This window comes from Actinoplanes regularis (genome assembly GCF_900188005.1).
Taxonomy (GTDB): Bacteria; Actinomycetota; Actinomycetes; order Mycobacteriales; family Micromonosporaceae; genus Actinoplanes; species Actinoplanes regularis.
Genome location: NZ_FZNR01000013.1, coordinates 189,956 through 211,069, shown reverse-complemented (window position 1 = coordinate 211,069; position 21,114 = coordinate 189,956). Strand labels below are relative to the sequence as shown.

15 protein-coding genes are annotated in these 21,114 nt (G+C 71.5%); 1 reads left to right on the top strand and 14 read right to left on the bottom strand.

Annotated features, from left to right (window positions below; all coding sequences use genetic code 11):
• Positions 1-37 precede the first annotated feature (37 nt).
• From CHC09_RS29545 to uraD, 4 genes are read right to left on the bottom strand one after another with little or no spacing between them, the layout of a single operon-like run.
• Positions 38-1,390, bottom strand: coding sequence for an 8-oxoguanine deaminase (locus CHC09_RS29545; RefSeq protein ID WP_089296500.1), 1,353 nt, complete (start codon positions 1,388-1,390; stop codon positions 38-40).
• A complete protein-coding gene (pucL, locus tag CHC09_RS29540; protein WP_239138572.1) occupies positions 1,387-2,238 on the bottom strand; it encodes a factor-independent urate hydroxylase in 852 nt (283 codons plus the stop codon). The genes CHC09_RS29545 and pucL overlap by 4 nt, the downstream gene beginning before the upstream one ends.
• A 12-nt stretch (positions 2,239-2,250) precedes the next feature.
• A complete protein-coding gene (gene uraH / locus CHC09_RS29535) occupies positions 2,251-2,613 on the bottom strand; it encodes a hydroxyisourate hydrolase (RefSeq protein ID WP_089296498.1) in 363 nt (120 codons plus the stop codon).
• Positions 2,603-3,109: a 2-oxo-4-hydroxy-4-carboxy-5-ureidoimidazoline decarboxylase gene (uraD, locus tag CHC09_RS29530; protein WP_089296497.1), complete on the bottom strand. Its 507-nt coding sequence runs from the start codon at positions 3,107-3,109 to the stop codon at positions 2,603-2,605. Before uraD ends, uraH begins: the two co-directional genes overlap by 11 nt.
• 199 nt (positions 3,110-3,308) lie before the next feature.
• Between uraD and CHC09_RS29525 the strand changes: the two genes are divergently transcribed.
• The gene (locus tag CHC09_RS29525) at positions 3,309-6,335 is read left to right on the top strand and encodes an ATP-dependent helicase C-terminal domain-containing protein (protein WP_244911615.1); all 3,027 of its coding nucleotides are present in this window, start codon (positions 3,309-3,311) and stop codon (positions 6,333-6,335) included.
• 172 nt (positions 6,336-6,507) lie between these two features.
• Here the strand turns inward: CHC09_RS29525 and CHC09_RS29520 are convergent, their stop codons facing one another.
• The 10 genes from CHC09_RS29520 to CHC09_RS29475 all read right to left on the bottom strand — a co-directional run bounded on the left by CHC09_RS29520 (position 6,508) and on the right by CHC09_RS29475 (position 21,108).
• A complete protein-coding gene (locus tag CHC09_RS29520) occupies positions 6,508-9,336 on the bottom strand; it encodes a putative bifunctional diguanylate cyclase/phosphodiesterase (RefSeq protein ID WP_239138567.1) in 2,829 nt (942 codons plus the stop codon).
• Positions 9,337-9,388: 52 nt separating this feature from the next.
• Positions 9,389-10,111 (bottom strand): PP2C family protein-serine/threonine phosphatase, encoded by a 723-nt coding sequence (locus CHC09_RS29515; protein WP_089296494.1) that lies wholly within the window; start codon positions 10,109-10,111, stop codon positions 9,389-9,391.
• Between the two features lie 91 nt (positions 10,112-10,202).
• Positions 10,203-11,264 carry a hypothetical protein gene (locus tag CHC09_RS29510; RefSeq protein WP_239138566.1) on the bottom strand — a complete coding sequence of 354 codons (1,062 nt, stop codon included), beginning with the start codon at positions 11,262-11,264 and terminating at the stop codon, positions 10,203-10,205.
• Complete coding sequence (locus tag CHC09_RS29505) at positions 11,261-12,379, bottom strand: transporter substrate-binding domain-containing protein (protein ID WP_239138565.1); 1,119 nt, start codon at positions 12,377-12,379, stop codon at positions 11,261-11,263. The genes CHC09_RS29510 and CHC09_RS29505 overlap by 4 nt, the downstream gene beginning before the upstream one ends.
• A gap of 44 nt (positions 12,380-12,423) precedes the next feature.
• On the bottom strand, positions 12,424-12,810 hold the full coding sequence (gene yidD / locus CHC09_RS47905; protein ID WP_239138564.1) for a membrane protein insertion efficiency factor YidD: 387 nt from the start codon (positions 12,808-12,810) through the stop codon (positions 12,424-12,426).
• A gap of 183 nt (positions 12,811-12,993) precedes the next feature.
• Positions 12,994-14,727: a malto-oligosyltrehalose trehalohydrolase gene (gene treZ, locus CHC09_RS29495; RefSeq protein ID WP_089296492.1), complete on the bottom strand. Its 1,734-nt coding sequence runs from the start codon at positions 14,725-14,727 to the stop codon at positions 12,994-12,996.
• Positions 14,724-16,991, bottom strand: coding sequence for a malto-oligosyltrehalose synthase (gene treY / locus CHC09_RS29490; protein ID WP_089296491.1), 2,268 nt, complete (start codon positions 16,989-16,991; stop codon positions 14,724-14,726). The genes treZ and treY overlap by 4 nt, the downstream gene beginning before the upstream one ends.
• The gene (gene glgX / locus CHC09_RS29485; protein WP_089296490.1) at positions 16,991-19,102 is read right to left on the bottom strand and encodes a glycogen debranching protein GlgX; all 2,112 of its coding nucleotides are present in this window, start codon (positions 19,100-19,102) and stop codon (positions 16,991-16,993) included. The genes treY and glgX overlap by 1 nt, the downstream gene beginning before the upstream one ends.
• 171 nt (positions 19,103-19,273) lie before the next feature.
• Complete coding sequence (locus CHC09_RS29480) at positions 19,274-19,537, bottom strand: UBP-type zinc finger domain-containing protein (protein ID WP_089296489.1); 264 nt, start codon at positions 19,535-19,537, stop codon at positions 19,274-19,276.
• On the bottom strand, positions 19,534-21,108 hold the full coding sequence (locus tag CHC09_RS29475) for a Na+/H+ antiporter (RefSeq protein ID WP_089296488.1): 1,575 nt from the start codon (positions 21,106-21,108) through the stop codon (positions 19,534-19,536). The genes CHC09_RS29480 and CHC09_RS29475 overlap by 4 nt, the downstream gene beginning before the upstream one ends.
• Positions 21,109-21,114 lie beyond the last annotated feature (6 nt).

Below are 21,114 nucleotides of genomic sequence, written 5' to 3'. Positions count from 1 at the left end.
ACTTGGTAAGCGGCCGTCACACGTTGGACATCCTCCCTTAACGCTCCGCGTCCAGAAGGCGCTGATGTGCCCGCCGGGCCGCCCTCGTCAGGCCCTCCTCGTCGGCGTTGACCAGTTCGCCGCGCTCGACCACCGGCTCGCCGCCGACCAGCGCCAGCTCGACCCGCGCCGGCGGGCCGAACACCAGCGCCGCCACCTTGTCGTCGATACCGTCATGACCCAGCCCGTCCAGCCGCCACATCACCAGGTCGCCCAGCTTGCCGACCTCGATCGATCCGATGTGGTCCTGCCGCCCCAGGCAGCGCGCCCCGCCGATGGTGCCGAGCCGCAGCGCCTCCCGCGCGTCCATCGCCTTCGGGCCGCCACGCAGCCGCGCGGTGTAGAGCGCCTGCCGCAACTCCGCGCCCAGGTGTGACGCCTCCTGCGACGCCGAGCCGTCCACCCCCAGCCCCACCGGCACGCCGTGGTCGAGCAGCTCCCGCACCCGGGCCATGCCCGCCCCCAGGCGCGCGTTGGAGCTCGGGCAGTGCGCCACGCCGGTGCCGGTCTCGCCCAGCCGGACGATCGCCGCGTCGTCCAGGTGCACGCCGTGCGCCAGCCAGACGTCGTCGCCGAGCCAACCGACGCGCTCCGCGTACTCCACCGGGGTGCAGTCGAACTGCTTACGGCAGAACTCCTCCTCGTCGTCGGTCTCGGCGAGGTGGGTGTGCAGCCGAACGCCCTTGCGCCGGGCCAGCAGCGCGGCCTCCTCCATCAGCCGGGTGGTGACCGAGAACGGTGAGCAGGGCGCGACCGCGATCCGCAGCATCGAGTCGGGCGACGGGTCGTGCCAGCGGTCGATCGCCGCCTCCGTCGCCGCGAGCGCCTCGTCGGTCTCCTCGACCAGGTGGTCCGGTGGGAGCCCGCCGTCCTTGCGGCTCAGGTCCATCGACCCGCGGGTCGGGTGGAAGCGCACCCCGATCCTCCGGGCCGCCTCGATCTCCGCCTCCAGGACGTCGCCGCCGTCCCGAGGAAACACGTAGTGGTGATCCATGGTGGTGGTGCAGCCGGAGAGGGCCAGCCAGCCCAGCCCGGCACCGGCCGCCGCGCCGACGATCTCGGCGTCCAGCCGGCCCCAGACCGGGTAGAGCGTGGTCAGCCAGCCGAACAGCGTGTCGTTCAGCGCCAGGCCACGGGTCACCCACTGGTACAGGTGGTGGTGGGTGTTGACCAGGCCCGGCGTGACCAGATGACCCGTTCCGTCGATCACCCGGGCAGCCTCGGCGAGACCGGACCGGCCGGGGCCGACCGCGGTGATCCGGCCGTCGTCGCCGATCACCACGTGGCCGCCGGAGAACTCGGTGCCCTGCGCGTCGACAGTCGCGATCGTGGCGTTCTCGATGACGATCACAGGTACCACTCCGCACTCGCCGGGGGCACGTCGTCGCGGGTCACGGTGCCTTCGATCAATCCGTACGGCCGGTCGCCGGCGATGAACACCTCGTTGTCGTTCGCCAGCCCGAACGGCGACAGGTCGACCAGGTAGTGATGCTTGTTCGGCAGCGCCAGCCGGACCTCGGCGAGCTCCGGACGGCTCGACAGCACAGAGGTCCCCATCGACAGCAACGTCTGCTGCAACGAGAGGCTGTAGGTGTTCACGAACGCGTTGGTCATCGCGTCGAGCGCGCCCTGGAACGACTTGTCCCAATCGGCCGTGTCACTCAGATGGCGCCATTTCGCGTCGACGGCGGTGGCCAGGATGCGCTCGGTGGTCTCCGGCAGGGTGGTGTAACGGTCCTTCACGAAGCCGTGGAACTCCGACGCGGTGGTGTTCATCAGCACCAGGCCGGTGACACCGGAGACCACCTGGGTGGTCTCCCGGGTCACCGTGACCACGGTCGTGCGGGTGTGGTCGCCGCGCCGCTGGAACGAGTGCGGGCCGAGCCGGTCCCAGGCGAACGACTCGACGGTCACCCTCGCCGAATCCACGTGGTCCTGCGTCTCCACGAAGTGCCGGGCCAGGAGCAGCGCGAACGTCTCCGGCTCGGCGACGCCGTGCTGCTTGGCGAACGCGTACACGGTGTTCTTCATCGAGTCGGTCGGCAACACGTGGGAGTTGTCGCCGGTCAGGTGGGTGGCCGCCAGGTCGCCGGAGAGCGCCACGCTGACGTTGAAGTCCACCAGCCCGTGCGTGTCGCCGTCGCGGTGCACGCGGACCAGCCGGGTCTCCGCCTTGCCGTACCGATTCGGCCCGAGCACGATCGCCAAGGTTCAGCTCCCTCGATAGGTTGTGTAGCCGTACCGGCTGAGCAGCAGCGGCACGTGGTAGTGGCGTCCCGGGTCGTGGACGTGGAAGGCGACCGTGATCTCCGGGAAGAAGCACTCCTTGCCGATATAGGGCTCGACGTAGAAGAGCAGCCGGTAACCACCGGCCTGCCAGTCACGCATCGGCACGCGATAGCGCAGACGGCCGTCGTCGTCGGTGCGGCCCTCGGCGATGGTCAGCCAGCCGTCCGCGTCCCGGCGCTCCAGCCGGACGTAGACGTCCCTGGCCGGGTCGCCGGTGACGGTGTCCAGGATGTGCGTCGAGATCCGGGCGTGGACCCCGGAGGCGGTGCCGTCGTCAGAGGGCATCGAGCACCCGCTCCAGCCGCAGCCCGGCGATCCTGCGCAGCTCCTCGCCGACGATCGCGCGCTCGGCCGCCTCGTCGTTGGCCAGCCGCTCGCGGGCCGCGGCCAGGATCTCGGACTGGCTCCGGCCGCTCGCGAAGATCAGGAAGACGTGGCCGAACCGCTCCTCATAAGCTCGGTTCGCCGCGATCAGCGCGGCTTTCGTCTCGTCGTCGGCGCTGCCCGCGGCGGCCGACTGCTCGGCGCGGGACCAGGCCGCCTCCCGGGAGTCGCCGGTCGCCCGCTCGCCGATCCGCGGGTGGGCGGAGAGGCCCTGCTGGACCTCGTCCCAGGTCAGCGCGGCTGCCGCGGCATCGGCCGCGGCGAGGACGCCGGCCCGGTCCGCGAACGGTCTCTTGGCGGCGATCGCGGCGCTCCAGGCGGGCGCCGCCAGGCAGGCCGACAAGAGCTCCGTCAGCCGCTCGGCCGGCAACGCGTTGAACGTCTCCACTGCCGTCATCGGTCACCTCTCATCGGTGTTGATCAGTCAAACAGGCGGAGCACGCCGTGTGCATCGGCGGAGCGAAGATTTAACACGGTCACCCTGCCACGAACGACGACTCGAAACACGGCCGATCCGCGGGCTGTGGACAACCGGCTGGCTATCCACAGGCCTTGAGAAGTCGTCGGCGGGATCGGCAAGACTGTCGGGCGTGCTGATCCCCGCCGACGCCCTCCCCGCTCTCCCGGTCCGCGACCTGCTGCCGGAGTTGACCGCCACGCTCTCCCGAGCCGGGGCGGCGGTTCTGGTCGCGCCACCCGGCACGGGCAAGACGACGCTGGTCCCGCTCGCCCTGGCCGGCGTGGACACCGGCCGGGTGCTGGTGGCCGAGCCGCGACGGGTCGCGGCCCGCGCCGCCGCACACCGGATGGCGTCGCTGCTGGGCGAGCCGGTCGGCGAGCGGGTGGGCTACGCGGTCCGCGGCGACCGGCGGGTCTCCCGGCGGACCGTGGTCGAGGTGGTCACCACCGGCCTGCTGGTCCGCCGCCTGCAGCGCGATCCGGAGCTGGCCGGCACGGCGGTGGTGGTCCTGGACGAGTGCCACGAGCGGCATCTCGACTCCGACCTCGCGCTGGCCTTCCTGGTCGAGGCGCGCGGCGTGCTGCGGCCCGAGTTACGGCTGCTCGCCACCTCGGCGACGGCCGACGCCGACCGTCTCGCCCAGGTGCTCGGCGTCCTCCACCACCCGGCACCGGTGCTGACCGCGCACGCCCGGACCCACCCCGTCGACGTGCACTGGTCGCCGCCGACCGGCCCGATCGCCCCGCCGCACGGTCTCCGGGTCGATCCGAAGCTGCTCGACCACGTCGCCGCCACCACCCGCCGGGCGCTCGCCGACGGCGACGGTGACGTGCTGGTCTTCCTGCCCGGCGCCCGGGAGATCGAGGTTGTCGCCGCTCGCCTGCGCGGGGTGGCGGCCGACGTGCTGCCGCTGCACGGCCGTCAGTCCGGTTCGGCGCAGGACGCCGCACTGCGGCCCGGCCCGCGCCGGCGGGTGGTCCTGGCCACCGCGGTCGCCGAGAGCAGCCTGACCGTGCCCGGGGTGCGGGCCGTGGTCGACTGCGGGCTCAGCCGGGTGCCGCGGATGGATCACTCGCGGGGCCTGGGCGCCCTGGTCACCGTTCCGGTGTCGCGCTCGTCGGCGGTCCAGCGCGCCGGACGGGCCGGCCGCGAGGCGCCCGGGCGGGTCTACCGGTGCTGGTCCGAGACGCAACACGACCGGCTGCCGGCCCGTCCCGAGCCGGAGATCGCGTCGGCCGACCTGACCGGGTTCGCCCTCGACCTGGCCCTCTGGGGCGCCCCGTCCGGGGACGGCCTGGCCCTGCCGGACCAGCCGCCGGCCGGGGCGCTGCGCGCGGCCACAGCGGTCCTGCACGATCTCGGCGCGATCGACGACTCGGGCAAGGTCACCCCGCGCGGCCGGGACCTGGCCGGGGCCGGCCTGCATCCCCGGCTGGCTCGCGCGCTGCTCGACGGTGCCGGGCTGGTCGGGACCCGGCGGGCCGCGGAGATCATCGCGGTGCTCGACGACCCCGGGAACGCGACCGACGATCTGGTCGCGGCGGTTCGGCGGGCCCGGGCCGCCGGTGATCCGGCCTGGCGATCCGAGGTACGTCGGCTGACCGCCGCCGTCCCCGGCGCGGGCGGAGCACCTGCCTCCGCCCCAGCGGCACTCCCACCGACCGATGGGCCGGACGTCGGCCAGCCAGCATCCGGCAGGCCGACACCCGACGGCCCGGAATCCGACGGGCCGGACTCTGGTGGGCCGGACTCTGGTGGGCCAAAGCTTGGTGGTCTGGAGTCTGGCGGGCCGGAATCCGGCAAGCCAAAACCCGGCGAGCCAAAGCGCGGTGGCTCAGAATCTGGCGGGCCAAAGCCCAGCAGGCCGGCGTCCAGCGGCCCGGCGTTTGGTGCGCCGGCGTCCAGCGGCCCGGCGTTTGGTGCGCCGGCGTCCAGCGGCCCCGCGTCCGGCGGCCCGGCGTCCGGCGGCCCCGCGTCCGGCGGCCCGGCGTCCGGCGGCCCCGCGTCCGGCGGCCCGGCGTCCGGCGGCCCCGCGTCCGGCGGCCCGGCGTCCGGCGGCCCCGCGTCCGGCGGCCCGGCGTCCGGCGGCCCCGCGTCCGGCGGCCCGGCGTCCGGCGGCCCGGCGTCCGGCGGCCCGGCGTCCGGCGGGCCGACGTCCGGCGGGCCGGAGTCTCGTGGCGCTCGGATTCCCGACGATCTGGCGACCGGGCTGGTAGTCGGGCTCGCCTTTCCGGAGCGGGTGGCGCTGGCGCGGGAGCCTGGCGGGCGGGCCTACCTGATGGCCGGCGGCACCGCGGCCGACCTGCCGGCCGGGACCTCGCTGGCCGGCGCGCCCTGGCTGGCGGTGGCCGTCGCGGACCGGGCAGCCGGGGCACGCACCGCACGGATCCGCAGCGCCGCGCCGCTCGACGAGGAGACCGCGCGCGAGGTGGCGGGCGCGCTGTTGAGCGACGACACCGAGATCGGCTGGGCCGACGGTGACGTCGTCGCCCGACGGGTACGCCGGCTCGGCGCGATCACGCTCACCAGCACCCGGCTGACCGATCCGGATCCGGCCGCGTTGCGGGAGGCCCTGCTGACCGGGCTACGCACCACCGGCCTGAGCCTGCTGACCTGGAACCGCGCGAGCGAGGAGTTACGCGCCCGGCTGGCCTTCGCGCACGCCGCGCTCGGCGATCCGTGGCCGGACGTCTCCGACGCCGCCCTGCTCGAGCACGCCGAGGACTGGCTGAGTCTCGAGTCCGTCCGGCGGCGCGCCGACCTGGCGAAACTCGACGTGGCATCCGCGCTGCGGCGGCTGCTGCCCTGGTCGGTGGCGGGCCGGCTGGACGACGTCGCCCCGGAGCGGCTGCCGGTGCCGAGCGGTTCACAGATCCGGGTCGACTACTCAGATCCGGCCGCGCCCGTGCTCGCGGTGAAGGTGCAGGAGGCGTTCGGCTGGCGGGACGCCCCGCGCCTGGCCGACGGGCGCGTTCCGGTCCTGCTGCACCTGCTCTCCCCCGCTGGTCGCCCGGTCGCGGTCACCCGTGATCTCGCCTCGTTCTGGGTCCAGGGCTATCCACAGGTCCGCGCCGAGATGCGCGGCCGCTACCCACGCCACCCGTGGCCCGAGGACCCGCTGACGGCCGCGCCCACCCGTCGCGCCAACCCACGCTCGCGCTGACCCACAACGTGTGACCGATGCTCACGCCGTTAGCCAGCCGAGGCCCCGCACCAGAACATGGACCGGCCGAGACCAGCCAGCCAAGGCCGCGCAACACGGCATGGACCAGCCGAGACCAGCCAGCCGACGCCGCGCAGCACGGCATGGACCAGCCGCGCTCGGCCAGCCGAGGTCAAGGGTTCGGAGGGGGTGTGGGCCGGCCGAGGTCGGCCAGGCGGGCCGGCGGGCCGAAGAGGTAGCCCTGGCCGAGCGGGCATCCGAGGCCGGACAGGGCCTCAGCCCGCTCGTCGGTCTCGATGCCCTCGGCCACCACGGTGATGCCCAGGTCCGCGCAGATGGTGAGGACCGAGCGGCAGAGCGCGCCCGCCCGGTCGGGAGCCGTGTCGACGTCGGTCAGGGTGGAGTCCAGTTTGACCGTGTCCACCGGCATGCCGTGGAGCTGGGCCAGGGCGTTGTACCCGCTGCCGAAGTCGTCGAGGGCAACCCGGACGCCACGGGCGCGGAGACGCTCCACCATGGCGGCGGCGCGGGGCAGGTCCGGGATGCGGAGGGTCTCGGTGATCTCGATGACCAGACGGGCGGGCGGCATCGCGTGCCGGGCCAGCGCGGCGTCGACGGCGTCCTCCAGGCCCTGCTGGCCGAGGCGGCCGGCGGAGACGTTGACGTGTACGGCGATCGGGCGGCCGTAACGTTCGGCGAGAGCCTGGGCGTCGGCGCAGGCCTGGTTCAGTACGAAGTCGTCGATCGCGGAGACCAGGCCGGTTCGTTCGGCCATCGTGACGAAGACGTCGGGGTGGACCGGGCCGGCGACCGGGTCGGTCCAGCGGGCCAGGGCCTCCACGGCGACGGTCGCGCGGTCGTCGAGCCGGACGATCGGCTGGTAGTGGACCTCGAAACCGGCCGCGGCGGGGCTGCCGCCGGTGAGCGCTCCGGCCAGCAACTGCGGGAGGTCCGCGTTCGGGCCGTGAACCGGGCCGGTGTAGCGGATCAGGGCGCCCTTGCCGCGGCGTTTGACCGCGTACATCGCGGCGTCGGCGCGGCGCAGCAGCAGGTCTGCGGAGAGCTGGTCGCCCGGTTCGGCCACGACCAGGCCGATGCTGGCGCCCACGCTGACCGAACGGCCGTCGATCAGGTATGGCTCACGGAGGGCGGCCAGCACCCGCTGCCCGACCCCTTCCGCCTCCGCCTCCCACGGCCAGCCCCCGACAGCGGAGGGCCGCACCGGCGCGATCACGAAACCGGATCCAGCGTCCGGCGCGGAGGCCGTCCCAGAGCCCGACGCCGAGTCGGAACCAGATCCCGAGCCGGAGCCACAGCCCGGCACGGAACCGGAAGCGGAAACCGGCGCAGGACCGGAGCCCGGCGCGAGCCCGGCACCCGAGCCCGGCACGGAAAAGGATCCCGACCCGGGACCAGAGCCCGGCACGAGCCCGGCACCCGAGCCCGGCACGGAAAAGGATCCCGACCCGGGACCAGAGCCCGGCGCAGGCCCGGCACCCGAGCCCGGCTCTGAGGCCGGGACAGGGGCGGACGCGGACCCACCATTGGACGAGACCGGAAAGTCCGTCCGCCGCCGCAGCGGGGACCTGGGAGCCGGCGGCCGCCCCGACCCCGGCCGTGAAGGGCCGGAGACCCGGATCCCGGCGGCCGATAGGACGTACCTCCGCTGCCGCCCGATCACCTGTCGCAGCACGGACCCCGCGCTCCGCCGCGGCGCCGGCACCACCAGCGGAACGGTGTCGCTCTGGTCCAGCACCACCGCGAACTCGTCACCACCCAGCCGCGCCACCAGATCCTGCGGTCGCACCGAGGCACGCAACCGGTCCCCGATCGCGTGCAGCACCCGGTCACCCATCGCGTGCCCGTACGTGTCGTTGATCAGCTTGAAGTCGTCCAGGTCCGCGAAGAGCACCGCCACGGGCGTCCCGTGGTGCTGGTTCGCGTCCAGCGCCAGGACGAGGCGCTCCCGGAAGAGGGCGCGGTTGGCCAGCCCGGTCAGTGGATCGTGGTACGCCTGATGGTGCAGCCGCCGCTGGGTCTCCGCGACCCGGTCCAGCAGCACCGTGTTGTCCAGGATCGTGATCATCTGCCGGGTCACCACCAGCCCCAGGCCGAGCCAGCCCAGGTAGGCCTGGAACGGCGTCAGCGGATGGCCGGTCGCGGTGCGGGCGAGCAGCACCACCCCGGTGACCAGCACCGGCACGTACGGCAGTAGCAGGTGGAACCAGTCCCGCTGGAGCGCCGCCGGGTCCGGCGGGAGCGGCGTCGACCGCCCCGGGCTCAGCGCCCCCAACGCGATGAACGCCGGCCCGATCAGGTGCCCGGCGGACTGCAGCCAGGACGGCCCGAGCCCGAGCAACTGGAGACTGTCGGCCATCCCGAACCCCAGCAGCCCCACCCCGACCAGGCTGAGCGGCTGCCGTCCGACCGGCGCGTCGGGGCGGGTGGTGAGCAGCAGCACCACCATGGTGAACACGACCAGGTCGGCGGCCGGATAGGCGATCGCCCACCAGGCCAGCGCGTTCCAGTCCAGGATCCCGCTCAGGAACGCGGAGGACCAGCCCAGCGCCAGCACCGACCCGGTGATCAGAACGCTGTCGAGCAGCAGTGCGATCTGGTCCCGCCGCGGCGAGGTGGCCACCGGCCGCGGCCGGTTCCGGGTCACCGCGAGCAGGCCGACCACCATGCAGGCGGGCAGCATCACCGCACCGATGTCGAAGGCCGACGAGTCGGTGGCCCGCTCCCGGCCGGCCAGGTCCTGGATCACCCACCACAGCTGGACCGAGGACCAGACGGCCAGTCCGCCGGCCGCGAGCAGCCGCCATTTGCGCGGAATGCCGGCCCGGCCGCGGGCCGCGAGCAGGCAGGCCCAGGCCGCGATCGCACCCGCGGCAAGTTGCGCGGTGTCGGTGTAGAGCCGGGGCGCGCCCACGAACTCACCGACCGCGACCACCGCCAGGGCGAGCGCCAGGGTCCCGATCAACCGCGCCGTCGTGATCACCACCAGTGTCCGGGCCGCGGGTTTGGATCCGCGGCCGGATGAAAATACCGGCTCAGCTCCCGTCGGTCACGTCGGCGATGACTACCGTGACGTTGTCCGGGCCCCCGCCGCGCAGCGCGAGATCGACGAGTCTCTCCGCGCAGGCCTTGGGATCGGGAACGGTACGCATCTCTTCTTCGATGGTCTCATCGTTCACGACTCCGGTGAGACCGTCACTGCAAAGCAGCCACCGGTCGCCGGCCAACGGCTCGACGATCACGTAGGCCGGGCTGACCGGCTCGCCCTGCAGCACCCGGGTTACGACCGCCCGGCGCGGGTGGCCGGCCGCCTCCTCGGGCTTGATCAGCCCCTGGTCGACCAGCATCTGAACGTATGTGTCGTCCTTGGTCAGCTGGTTCAGCCGGCCGTCGCGCAGCAGGTAGGCCCGGGAGTCGCCGACGTGCGCCATGGCCGCCCGCTCACCGTTGAAGAGCACCGCCGTCAGCGTGGTGCCCATGCCCTGGAGCGAGGGGTCGGCGGCCACCTGCTCGGCAATTCGCCGGTTGGCGAGTTCCAGCCCACTGTGCAGCGCGTCCATCTGGTTTTCGGTATCGATCGGTGCGTCGAGCGAGACCATGGACTCAACGGTCAGCCTGCTGGCGAGGTCGCCGGCGGCCATCCCGCCCATGCCGTCCGCTACGACGAGAAGCCGGTCACCGGCGTAATGACAGTCCTCGTTGTTGCTCCGGACGTGTCCTTGGTCGGTGACGGCCGCCCACCGCAGGTGCAAGGTCATGGCGTGCAGCCTGCCAGGTCGATGGCTGGCTGTCTGCAAGTGGTGGGCGGCATGTCGCACAAGTCGTCGCCGAAAATGCTCCCAGACCGGGTCACCGGGGACGCCCGAGGCAGGCGGAATCGGTCTCGGTCACCTTCCGTGTCGGCGCCATCCACTCCAAGATCGTCTCCTCGACCGGCCAGCCGCGGACCGTCACGGCGCTCTCCGGCGGGCGTTCCGGTTCGGGACAGAGCGCCTTCGACCGGACCTCGCCGTTCGGGATGAACCTGACCTCGCCGGAGCTCAGCAGCATGGTGGTCGAGGTGTCGTCGACCGCGATCAACTGGCCGCGCACGACCTCCTCGACCCGTCCATCCTCGGGGCCGACCTCGATGGCGCTGCCGGGCAGCACCGGCGAGCGCAGGAACACCGCACCGACCACGATCGGCAGGGCCATCGCGGCGGCGATCGCCGGCCAGTGCGTGACCAGCCGGGCCCAGTCCGCCGGGACGGGGCCGGTGAGCAGCGGGCCGAGCAGCGGCGGCACCCCGAGCAGGAGCGCCGTGCTGTACTCGCCGTCCTGGACCGCGTTGACCACTCCGGGCCAGACGAAGATCCAGGTGAGGGCGCCGGTGAGAATCGGGACCCACAGGGTGATCCAGCGCATCGTCCAGGGCCCGGCACGCAGCCGCTGCACCGCGGTGAGCCCGAGCACCGCGACGATCAGCATCTGCAACGTCGGCAACAGGCGAAGCTGCCAGGTGAAACCGGCGATCACGACGGCGATCAGCACCACCCAGTCCGGCATCCGCAGCGCCGCGACCGCGATCGGCGATCGACCGGCGTCGCTCGGCTTGCTCACCAGCAGGATACCGCCGAGAACCCGCAGGGTCAGGATCACCGCCGGGATCGCCCAGCTCAGCGTTATGAAGAGCGCACTGATCATGCCGAGCGGATTGATGTACTGGACCAGCAGCAGCATCGTCGGCAGATCCTGCCGGCTGAGATACCAGAGCCGCAGCACCAGCAGCATCAGCGGAAACGCGGGCAGGACGGTGAGCAGCCAGTTGAGCTGCGCCCGCCGCCTGCGCGGCGCGATCACCGGCCCTTCAGCAAACCCCTCACCGCCCATGCCGATGACCGAGCCGGCCGATTCGCTCGCAAGCTCGCTCATGGCACCAGGTTCTCCCACGGAAGCTCGCGCACCGAGGGCCGGATGACCCGGGGCTGCTCGGCCACCGCGATCGGGGTATCCCCATTCTCGGCGACCTCGTCCTGGAAGTTGTCCTCGTACGCCTTCTCCCATCGGCTGTCGCGCGGATCCGCGTACGACCGATACAGCGTGAGGTCGACCAGTCTCTGCAGCGCAGGGTTGTCCCCCACGTTCACCCCCCACGCCTCGGTCCGGTCCAAGCCGAGATCCCAGTGGTCGTACTTCTCCGGGAATTCCGCCTTCCACCCGGCGAGGATCGCCGCGTCGGTGGAGACCGCGTCGACCTCCCCGTGATCCAGCATCGCGAAACACTCCCGCACCCGGTTCTTCGAGACCACGACCGCACCGGCCTCCTTGGGCGCGGTGAGACTGGTCGCGGTGGAGAGGGAGCAGACCTTCTCGTCGGCGAAGTCGTCCAGGGAGGCGACCGGCTTGTGCCCGGCCAGGGTCATCACCGACTGCTCGGTATAGAGGTAGGGCTGCGAGAAGTGCACCCCTTCCGCGACACGTTTCGGCGTGATGCTGTAGCTGGCGATCACCATCTTGACCGGGACTCGTTTGTGGTTCTCGTCGGTAGCCTGCATCCGCGCCCGGTCCTCGGACTCCATGCCGTAGAACTTCACCTGGTCACGCCGGAACCCGAGATCCTCGGCGATCATGTATGCCATCTCGATGTCGAACCCGGACCATTTCTTTTCCTTCGGATCGAAATACGCGACCCCGTACTGATCGTCCTTGACCCCGATGGCGAGCACCGGCCAGGTGTCGACCCCGGACTGCGCGCGCAGCTGAGCGATCGAAGGCGGTCCACCAACAAAGAGCCGCACCAGCGTCAGCGCGAAGACCAGCACCAACGCCAGCCCGAGCCCGGCCAGCCGGAGCGCGGCCATGTTGAACCGCTCCGGCCTGTCCGGCAGGACCACCGGCTCGGGCAGCGCCTCCGGCTCGGCCGGCAGCGGCAGCCGCCCCTCGTCGACCGCCTCCTGGACGGCGATGTCCCGCGCAGCGATGTCCTCCACCGTGCGTTTGCGCAGCTTCCAGACCCTGCGCAGCTGCGGCGGAATTCCGGCCTCCATCGACCCTCCCAACGCTCCCAGTCGGGCCATGGTGCCTCATCGGGTCACGGAACGGGATCCCAGGTCCCGAGCGAAATCCGCGGACCACACCGCAGAAGCCGCCCGCCGGCCAGCTTCGAACCCTTTTTGAGACCGTATTTCTGAATCGCTTCGAGAGCGTAGGCGCTGCAGGTCGGCCGATAACGGCACCGAGTCGGCAACCGCGGCGACACTTTTCGATATCCACGAATCGCCGCGACGACCGCCCGCTCCGTCGGCCGGGCCGTCGAACCATGCCCGAGCAGGGCCACCACGGTCAGCAGCGTGCTGATCCGAAACAGATCACATCCCGGAACGTCGCAGGGCAGCAGATCGCAACAAACCGGATCGCAGTCGCATTTCTCATACCACCGCTCCTTCTTCCGCTCCGGTTCCTCAGGCTCGCTCCGCACCGCCACATCGTGCCGGATCCGGTCAACCTCCGGTACTGGCGAAAATCGCCAGTAAATTCAAATAAACCACCATTTCGAGGTACGACCTACGCGCCGGAGTCCACAGGCCTCGCGGCCCAAGCCCCGTGTCGACGGCCGGCGCGAGACCGCCCCGCCCCCGGACCGCAGCGCGCCGCCACCGGCTCACCGGGACGTACGGACCACCACCGCGCTCTCCGGCGGCAGCACCACCCGGTCGCGTTCCAGCACCACACCCTCCGCGGTGGCCAGCAGGACCGCCGACGGGACCGCGCGCAGGCTGACCGTCCGCGTCGAGTCCGCCAGGTTCGCCGCCACCACGTGCCGGCCGCGCCGGATCACCACGTACTGATCGCCGTGCCAGACCTCGACGTCGGACAGCCACGGGTCGCTCAGGTCGGGCGCCTCCCGGCGCAGTCTGATCAGCCTCCGATAGAGCGCGAGCATCTCCGCGTGCCCGGGCTTGTCCAGCTCCGACCAGTCCAGCTTGGACCGCTCGAAGGTCGCCGGGTCCTGCGGGTCGGGCACCTCCGCCTCGGCCCACCCGTGCCGGGCGAACTCCCGTCGCCGCCCGTTCTGCACCGCGGCGGCCAGCTCCGGTTCCGGATGACTGGTGAAGAACTGCCACGGGCTGCTGGCCGCCCACTCCTCGCCCATGAACAGCATCGGCGTGAACGGAGAGGTGAGCAGCAGGGTCGCGCCGACCTTGAGCAGGCTGGGCGAGAGGGTCGCGGTGAGCCGGTCGCCGATCGCCCGGTTGCCGATCTGGTCGTGGTTCTGCAGGAACGCGACGAAGCGGTGCCCGGCGGTGCGCTGCCGGTCGACCGGCCGGCCGTGCCGGCGGCCACGGAACGACGACCAGGTGCCGGCGTGGAAGAACGCGCCCTCCAGGACGGTCCGCAGGCAGTCGAGCGACCCGAAGTCCCCGTAGTACCCCTGCCGCTCCCCGGTGAGCAGGGTGTGCAGGGCATGGTGCACGTCGTCGTCCCACTGCGCGTCCAGACCGTACCCACCGGCCTCGCGCGGGGTGATCAGCTTCGGGTCGTTCAGGTCGGACTCGGCGATCAGCGACAGCGGCCGCCGCAGCGCCGTGGAGAGCGACTCGACCTCGACCGCGAGCTGTTCCAGCAGGTGCACCGCGCCCTCGTCGTGCAGCGCGTGCACGGCGTCCAGCCGCAGGCCGTCGACGTGATAGTCGCGCAGCCACAGCAGCACGCTGTCGGCGATGTAGCGGCGGACCTCACCGGAGTCCGGCCCGTCCAGGTTCAGCGAGCTGCCCCAGGTGTTGGAGCCGGAGGACAGATAGGGGGCGAACATCGGGGCGTACGCGCCGGACGGGCCGAAGTGGTTGTAGACGACGTCGAGGACCACGCCGAGACCCTTGCGGTGGGCGGCGTCGACGAAGCGCTTCAGCCCGTCGGGGCCGCCGTAGGCCTCGTGTGGCGCGAACCAGCAGACCCCGTCGTAGCCCCAGTTGTACTCGCCGTTGAACGCGTTCACCGGCAGCAGCTCGACCAGGTCGACGCCGAGCTCGACGAGATGGTCGAGGCGCTCGATCGCCGAGTCGAAGGTGCCCCGCGGGGTGAACGTGCCGATGTGCAGCTCGTAGAGGACCGCCCCGGGCAGCTGGCGCCCGGTCCACGCCTGGTCGGTCCAGGCGAACGCGCCGTGGTCGTAGACCCGGCTGGGACCGTGCACCCCCTGCGGCTGCCAGGCCGAACGCGGGTCGGGGACCGGGTTGGCGACGTCCTTCAGAACGTACGCGTAGTCGGTGCCGGGACCGGCGGACGGGACGTCGAGGTGCCACCAGCCACCGTCACGCGGCCGCATCTCGTGCTCCCGGTCGCCCAGGCGCAATCTGGGCGACTGCTCCGGCGCCCATACCTCGAAGGTAGTCATTCTTTCACCAGAAGCGCGACGGGATAGGTGTGGAGAAGCTCGGCAACGGCCAGGCGATCGCCACCGTAGCCGGTGTTCGTGAACACTTCCGTCCAACTGTGTCCGTCGAGTGACAGCGCGGTGTCGTGCCATCCGCCGTGGCGTGACAATCCGACCGGGAGCCGGGTGGCGACGGCCACCACCCCGCCCCGGTCGAAGGCGAGCACGTGCTCGCCGACCCGTCCCTCGGCTAAGACCGGCCGGTATCCGGTGAACAGCTCGGGCCGCTGCCGCAGCAGCCGCAGCGTCCGGCCGACCACGAGCAGCTTGGCCGCGCCGGTCTCGTCGATCGGCGGCTGCCAGCCGTCGTCGAGGCGGGCGAGCAGCTCACGCCGGGCGGCGAAGTCGACCGGCCGCCGGTTGTCCGGATCGACCAGGGAGTGATCCCAGAGCTCGGTGCCCTGGTAGACGTCCGGCACGCCGGGCATGGTCAGCTGCACCAGCTTCTGGCCCAGCGAGTTGGACCACCCGGGCGGCGTGATCGAGGCGGCGAAGTCGGAGATCTCGCGGTGCAGCGCGGGGTCGTCGTAGATCTTGTCGATCATGGCGCGCAGGGCGGTCTCGAAGGACTCGTCGGGGTGGTGCCAGGTGGTGCCGGTGCCGGCCTCACGGGCGGCCTTCACGGCGTACGCCAGCAATCGGTCCTTGGCGATCGGCCACGCGCCGACCGCGACCTGCCAGATCAGATGGGCCAGGGCGGGGTCCGGCAGCGGAGCGGCCCGGACCCAGCGGCGCACCACCTCGGTCCAGTCCCTGGGCACCTCGGCCAGCACCGCCAGGCGGGCCCGGACGTCCTCGCCGCGCTTGGTGTCGTGGGTGCTCAGCGCCGTCATCGTGGCCGGCCAGTCCTGCTGGCGGGCCTGCGCGCCCTTGTGGAACTCGCCGGGGGTCACCGCGAACCGCGCCGGGTCGTTGCCCACCTCGTTGCGGGCCACGAACCTGGTCCAGCGGTAGAACGCGGTGTCCTCCACGCCCTTGGCCATCACCGCGCCGGTGAACTGCTGGAAGCGCACCGCCAGCTCGTCGCCGGGGTTGCGCAGGCGGCCGGTCAGCTGATCCAGCGCGCTGATCAGTTGCGGACGCCGGCGGCCCGCCTCGGCGCGGGCCTGGGCGAGATACCGGGCTCCGGCCGGCAGGTAGGAGCGGTAGACCGGGAAGCAGGCGGCGAGCTCGGCGAGGGCGCGCGGGGCACCGTCGATCTCCGGCGCGAGCCGGGCGAGCCGCCCCAGCTCCGCCGCGAGCAGTTCGACCGCGACCCGGTGCTTGGTCTCGTGGACCAGGTTCTGCCAGGTGGTCTCGGTGCCGCTCAGGTGGTGGTCCAGCGTGTCGAAGAACGCCTCGGTCCCGGGGTCCACGAAGACGCCGTTCACCTCGGCCATCGCGTCGTACCCGGTGGTGCCGTCGACCGGCCAGCGGGGCAGCCGCTCGCCCGGCTCGAGGATCTTCTCGACCGTCAGCCAGGACTCCGGTGCGGCGTCGCGCAGTCGTTGCAGGTAACCGCCCGGGTCGCGCAGCCCGTCCGGGTGGTCGACCCGGAGGCCGTCCACCAGGCCCTCGCGGACCCAGCGAAGGATCTCGGCGTGGGTGGCGTCGAAGACCTCCGGGTCCTCGACCCGCAGCGCGGCCAGGTCGACGATGGCGAAGAACCGCCGGTAGTTCAGCTCACTGTCGCCCCGGGTCCAGTTGACCAGCTCATAGTGCTGCCGGTCGTGCACCTCGCGGGCGGAGCCACCGCCGGTCCCGTCGGCGATCGGGTAGCGCTTGTCGAAATAGACCAGCTCGTCGCCCTCGACGGTCAGCTCGCCGAGCGCGTCCGGATCGTCGGCCAGCACCGGCAGCAGCAGTCTCCCGCGCGACCAGTCGATGTCGTAGAACTTCGCGAACGCGGACTCCCGGCCGTGCTTGAGCACGTCCCACCAGGTCGGGTTGGCCTGCGGCACGGCCACCCCGGCGTGGTTCGGCACGATGTCCACGACCAGGCCCAGGCTCACCTTCTTCAGCGCGGAGCTGAGCGAGCGCAGCCCGTCCGGACCGCCCAGCTCCGGGCTGATCCGGTTGTGGTCGACCACGTCGTAGCCGTGCTGGGAGCCGGGGGCCGCGGTGAGCAGCGGCGCCGAGTAGAGATGGCTCACGCCGAGATCGGCGAGGTAGTCGGTGAGTTCTGCAGCGGCCTTGAGTGGGAAGTCGGGACGGACCTGGACTCGGTAGGTGCTGCTCGGCCTCATCAGACCGTCCTGTCCAGGACTATGAGGGAACGGTCGGGCACCAGGATTCGATGGCCGGCCTCGACGACCGACGCGCGACCTGGGGACGGTTCGGCGGTTTCGATGACCATCTCCCACTTCTCCCCGTACTCGGCGGGCGGCGTGGCGAACTCGATGGGGGCGTCGTGCGCGTTGAAGAAGAGCAGGAACGAGCTGTCCACGTGCCGCTGGCCGTACTGGCCGCGCTCGCGGATGCCCTCGCCGTTGACGAAGAGCGCGACCGCCCGGCCGAAGTCGTTGCCCCAGTCGTCGCCGGCCATCGGTCGCCCGTCCGGGGTGAACCACTCCAGGTCGGGCAGCGGGTCACCGCCGCCGCGCGCGGTCACCGGCAGCCCGGTGAAGAACCGGCGGCGCTGGAACACCTGGTGCCGGTGCCGGAACGCGGTCAGCTTCCGGGCGAACGCCAGCAGCTGCTCGTCGGCGTTCTCCCAGTCGATCCAGCTGATCTCGCTGTCCTGGCAGTACGCGTTGTTGTTGCCCTGCTGGGTCCGCCCGAGCTCGTCACCGTGCGAGATCATCGGCACGCCCTGGCTGAGCATCAGCGTGGCGAGGAAGTTGCGGCGCTGCTTGGCGCGCAGCTGGAGCACCTTCTCGTCGCTGGTCGGGCCCTCGATGCCGCAGTTCCAGGACCGGTTGTGGTTCTCGCCGTCCCGGTTCTCCTCCCCGTTCGCCTCGTTGTGCTTGTCGTTGTAGCCGACCAGGTCGTTGAGGGTGAACCCGTCGTGCGCGGTGACGAAGTTGATCGAGTGGAACGGCTTGCGGCCGTCGTCCTGGTAGAGGTCCGCGGAGCCGGTGATGCGGCTGGCGAACTCGGCCAGGGTGGCCGGCTCGCCGCGCCAGAAGTCGCGGACCGTGTCGCGGTACTTCCCGTTCCACTCGGTCCAGTTCGGCGGGAAGTTGCCGACCTGGTAGCCGCCGGGGCCGACGTCCCACGGCTCGGCGATCAACTTCACCTGGCCGACGATCGGGTCCTGCTGGACCACCTCGAAGAACGTGGAGAGCCGGTCGACGTCGTAGAACTCGCGGGCCAGGGTCGAGGCGAGATCGAAGCGGAAGCCGTCCACGTGCATCTCGGTGACCCAGTAACGCAGTGAATCCATGATCAGCTGGAGGCTCTGGGGACTACGCACGTTCAGACTGTTACCCGTGCCGGTGTAGTCCATGTAGAACTGCGGTTGATCGTCGACGAGCCGGTAGTACGTCCGGTTGTCGATGCCCTTGAGGCTCAGCGTCGGCCCGAGGTGGTTGCCCTCCGCGGTGTGGTTGTAGACCACGTCCAGGATGACCTCCATCCCGGCCGCGTGCAGCGCCTTGACCATGCCCCGGAACTCCTGGGTCTGCTGCCCGAGCGTGCCGGTCGACGAGTACCCGTGGTACGGCGCGAAGAAGCCCAGCGTGTTGTAGCCCCAGTAGTTGCGCAGGCCCAGGTCGTGCAGCCGGTTGTCGTGGACGAAGTGGTGCACCGGCATCAGCTCGACCGCGGTCACCCCGAGGCTCTTCAGGTGCTCGATGGTGGCCGGGTGACCGATCGCCGAGTAGCTCCCGCGCATGTCCCGGGGGATCTCCGGGTGCCGCTGGGTGAGCCCCTTGACGTGCGTCTCGTAGATCACCGAGTGGTGGTACGGAATGTCCGGCCGCCGGTCGTTGCCCCAGTCGAAGTACGGGTTCACCACCACGCCCTTGGGCATGTACGGCGCCGAGTCCACGTCCGACATCTGATCCGGGTTGTCGAAGTCGTACGCGTACAGCGAGGGGTGCCAGTCGATGTCCGAGTCGATCGCCCGGGCGTACGGGTCGATCAGCAGCTTGTGCGGGTTGCAGCGCAGGCCGCGGTGCGGCTCGTACGGGCCGTAGACCCGGTAGCCGTACCGCTGGCCCGGCTCCACACCGGGCAGGTACGCGTGCCAGACGAACGCGTCCTGCTCGTGCAACTGAACCTTGCGCTCGTTCCCGGCGGCGTCGAAAAGGCAGAGCTCCACCGCCTCGGCGATCTCCGAGAAGATCGCGAAGTTGGTGCCCGTCCCGTCGTAGGTGGCCCCCAGCGGGTACCGGTGACCAGGCCAGACCTGCATTGTTGCGCTCCCCTCGGCCTGCGGTCATCACGACCGGCCCGCGGTTCATGCCCGTCCGTGATGCCAGCTAACCCTGTCCAGCCGCGTCCTGGACCATTCTCCCGGGAGCATTCGACACCGTCGGCCCGACTGTCCGATAGGCGCCGGGAAATCCCCTTACGGGTTCGACTCTCAGCCGAGCTGCTCGTCGTCGAAGCACCAGCGCCACGACTCACCCGGTTCGAGTGAGCGCATCACCGGATGGCCGGTCTCGGCGTGGTGCGCCGACATGTGCCGGCGGGGCGAGGAGTCGCAGCAGGCGACCAGGCCGCAGGTGAGGCAGACCCGCAGGTGGACCCAGTCGTTGAAACCACCCGCCACGCACTGCGGGCAGCCCTCCCCGTAGGCGCTCAGCGGCTCCCGCTCACCGGATTCCTTGAGATGCTCGCAGGTCACTCTTCACTCCGTCGCAGCTGGGACTCTTCCAGGTCGAGCTCGCGCTGGGCGCGGACCAGCACCTCCTCGGGGATCCGCCCCTCGTTCCGGGCGATCTTGAAGACGTGCCGCTCGGCACTGATCATCTCGCGCCGCAGCCGTCCGTACGCCGCCGAGGGGGTTTCCTGCCGCTGGCTGCCCAGCCGTTCCCACGCGTTGTTGGACCGGCTCTCGACCAGTCCGCGCAGCCGGTCGACCACCGACTCCGGCGCGCCGTCGGCATGCTCCTCGAGGGCCTCCAGGGCCGCCCGGCCGGCCGCGTGCTGCACCCCGGCCTCGGCGAGCGCGTCCTGGGCGCTGTTGTCCTCCCGCACCCCGAGCCGCCTCGCGAGCGTCGGCAGCGTGGTGCCCTGGACCAGCAGGGTGAGCACGATGACCGCGAACGCGATGAAGATGAACAGGTCGCGCGGGTAGTCCGGAACACCGTCCCGGTTCGGCTCGGGCAGGGTCTGCGCGGCGGCCAGGGTGACCACGCCGCGCATCCCGGCCCAGGCGATCACGGTGGGCACGCTGAACGGCGGGCGCGACTCACGGTTGCGGATCCTCGGGATCAGCCGGGCCAGGTAGGTCGCCGGGTACATCCAGAGGAACCGGATCAGCACCAGCAGGCCGAAGACCAGCGAGGTGACCTGGACCGTGGTGACCATGTCGGTCTCGATGTGCTCCACGACCGTCCGCAGCTGCAGGCCGACCAGTAGGAACACCACGCCCTCGAGGAGGAACGTGGTGAGCCGCCAGACCGCGTCCATCTGCAGCCGGGAGGTGGCCGAGAGCAGGTACGGGATCCGGTGCCCCAGGTAGAGCCCGGCGATCACCACGGCCACCACGCTGGAGGCGCCCAACTCCTCGGCGACGATCACCACGACGAACGGCGTCAGCAACGACACCGCGTCGTCCAGCAGCGGATCCTCGATCCACTTGTGCAGCTTGGCGGCGCTCACCGCGGCGATCATGCCGAGCAGCACGCCACCACCGGCCTTCAGCGCGACCTCGCCGGCGATCTCCCAGAACCCGACCGCGAGTCCGGCCAGCGCGCCCACCGACACCCGCACCATCACCAGCGCGGTGGCGTCGTTGAGCAGGCTCTCGCCCTCCAGGATGGTGACCACCCGGCGGGGCAGGCCGACCCGGCGGGCGATCGCGGTCGCGGAGACCGCGTCCGGGGGCGCGACGATCGCGCCGAGCGCGACGCACGCGGCCAGCGGCACCTCCGGCAGCAGCCAGTGCACGGCGAAGCCGATCACGAACGCGGTGAGCAGCACCAGTCCGACGGCGAGCAGCAGGATCGGCCGTAGCGCGCCGCGGAACGCGGGCACCGAGGTCTGCAGGGCGGCCACGTAGAGCAGCGGCGGCAGGATCCCGATCAGCACCAGTTCCGGTTCGAGGTGCGCCTCGGGGAACCCGGGGAGATAAGACAGCCCCAGGCCGGCCACCAGCAGGACCAGCGGTGCGACGAATCCGAGCCTGCGCGCGAGAGCCGCGCCGACGACCGCGATCGCCACCAGTACGACCGTGTCGACGATGCCCTCCATAGGCGG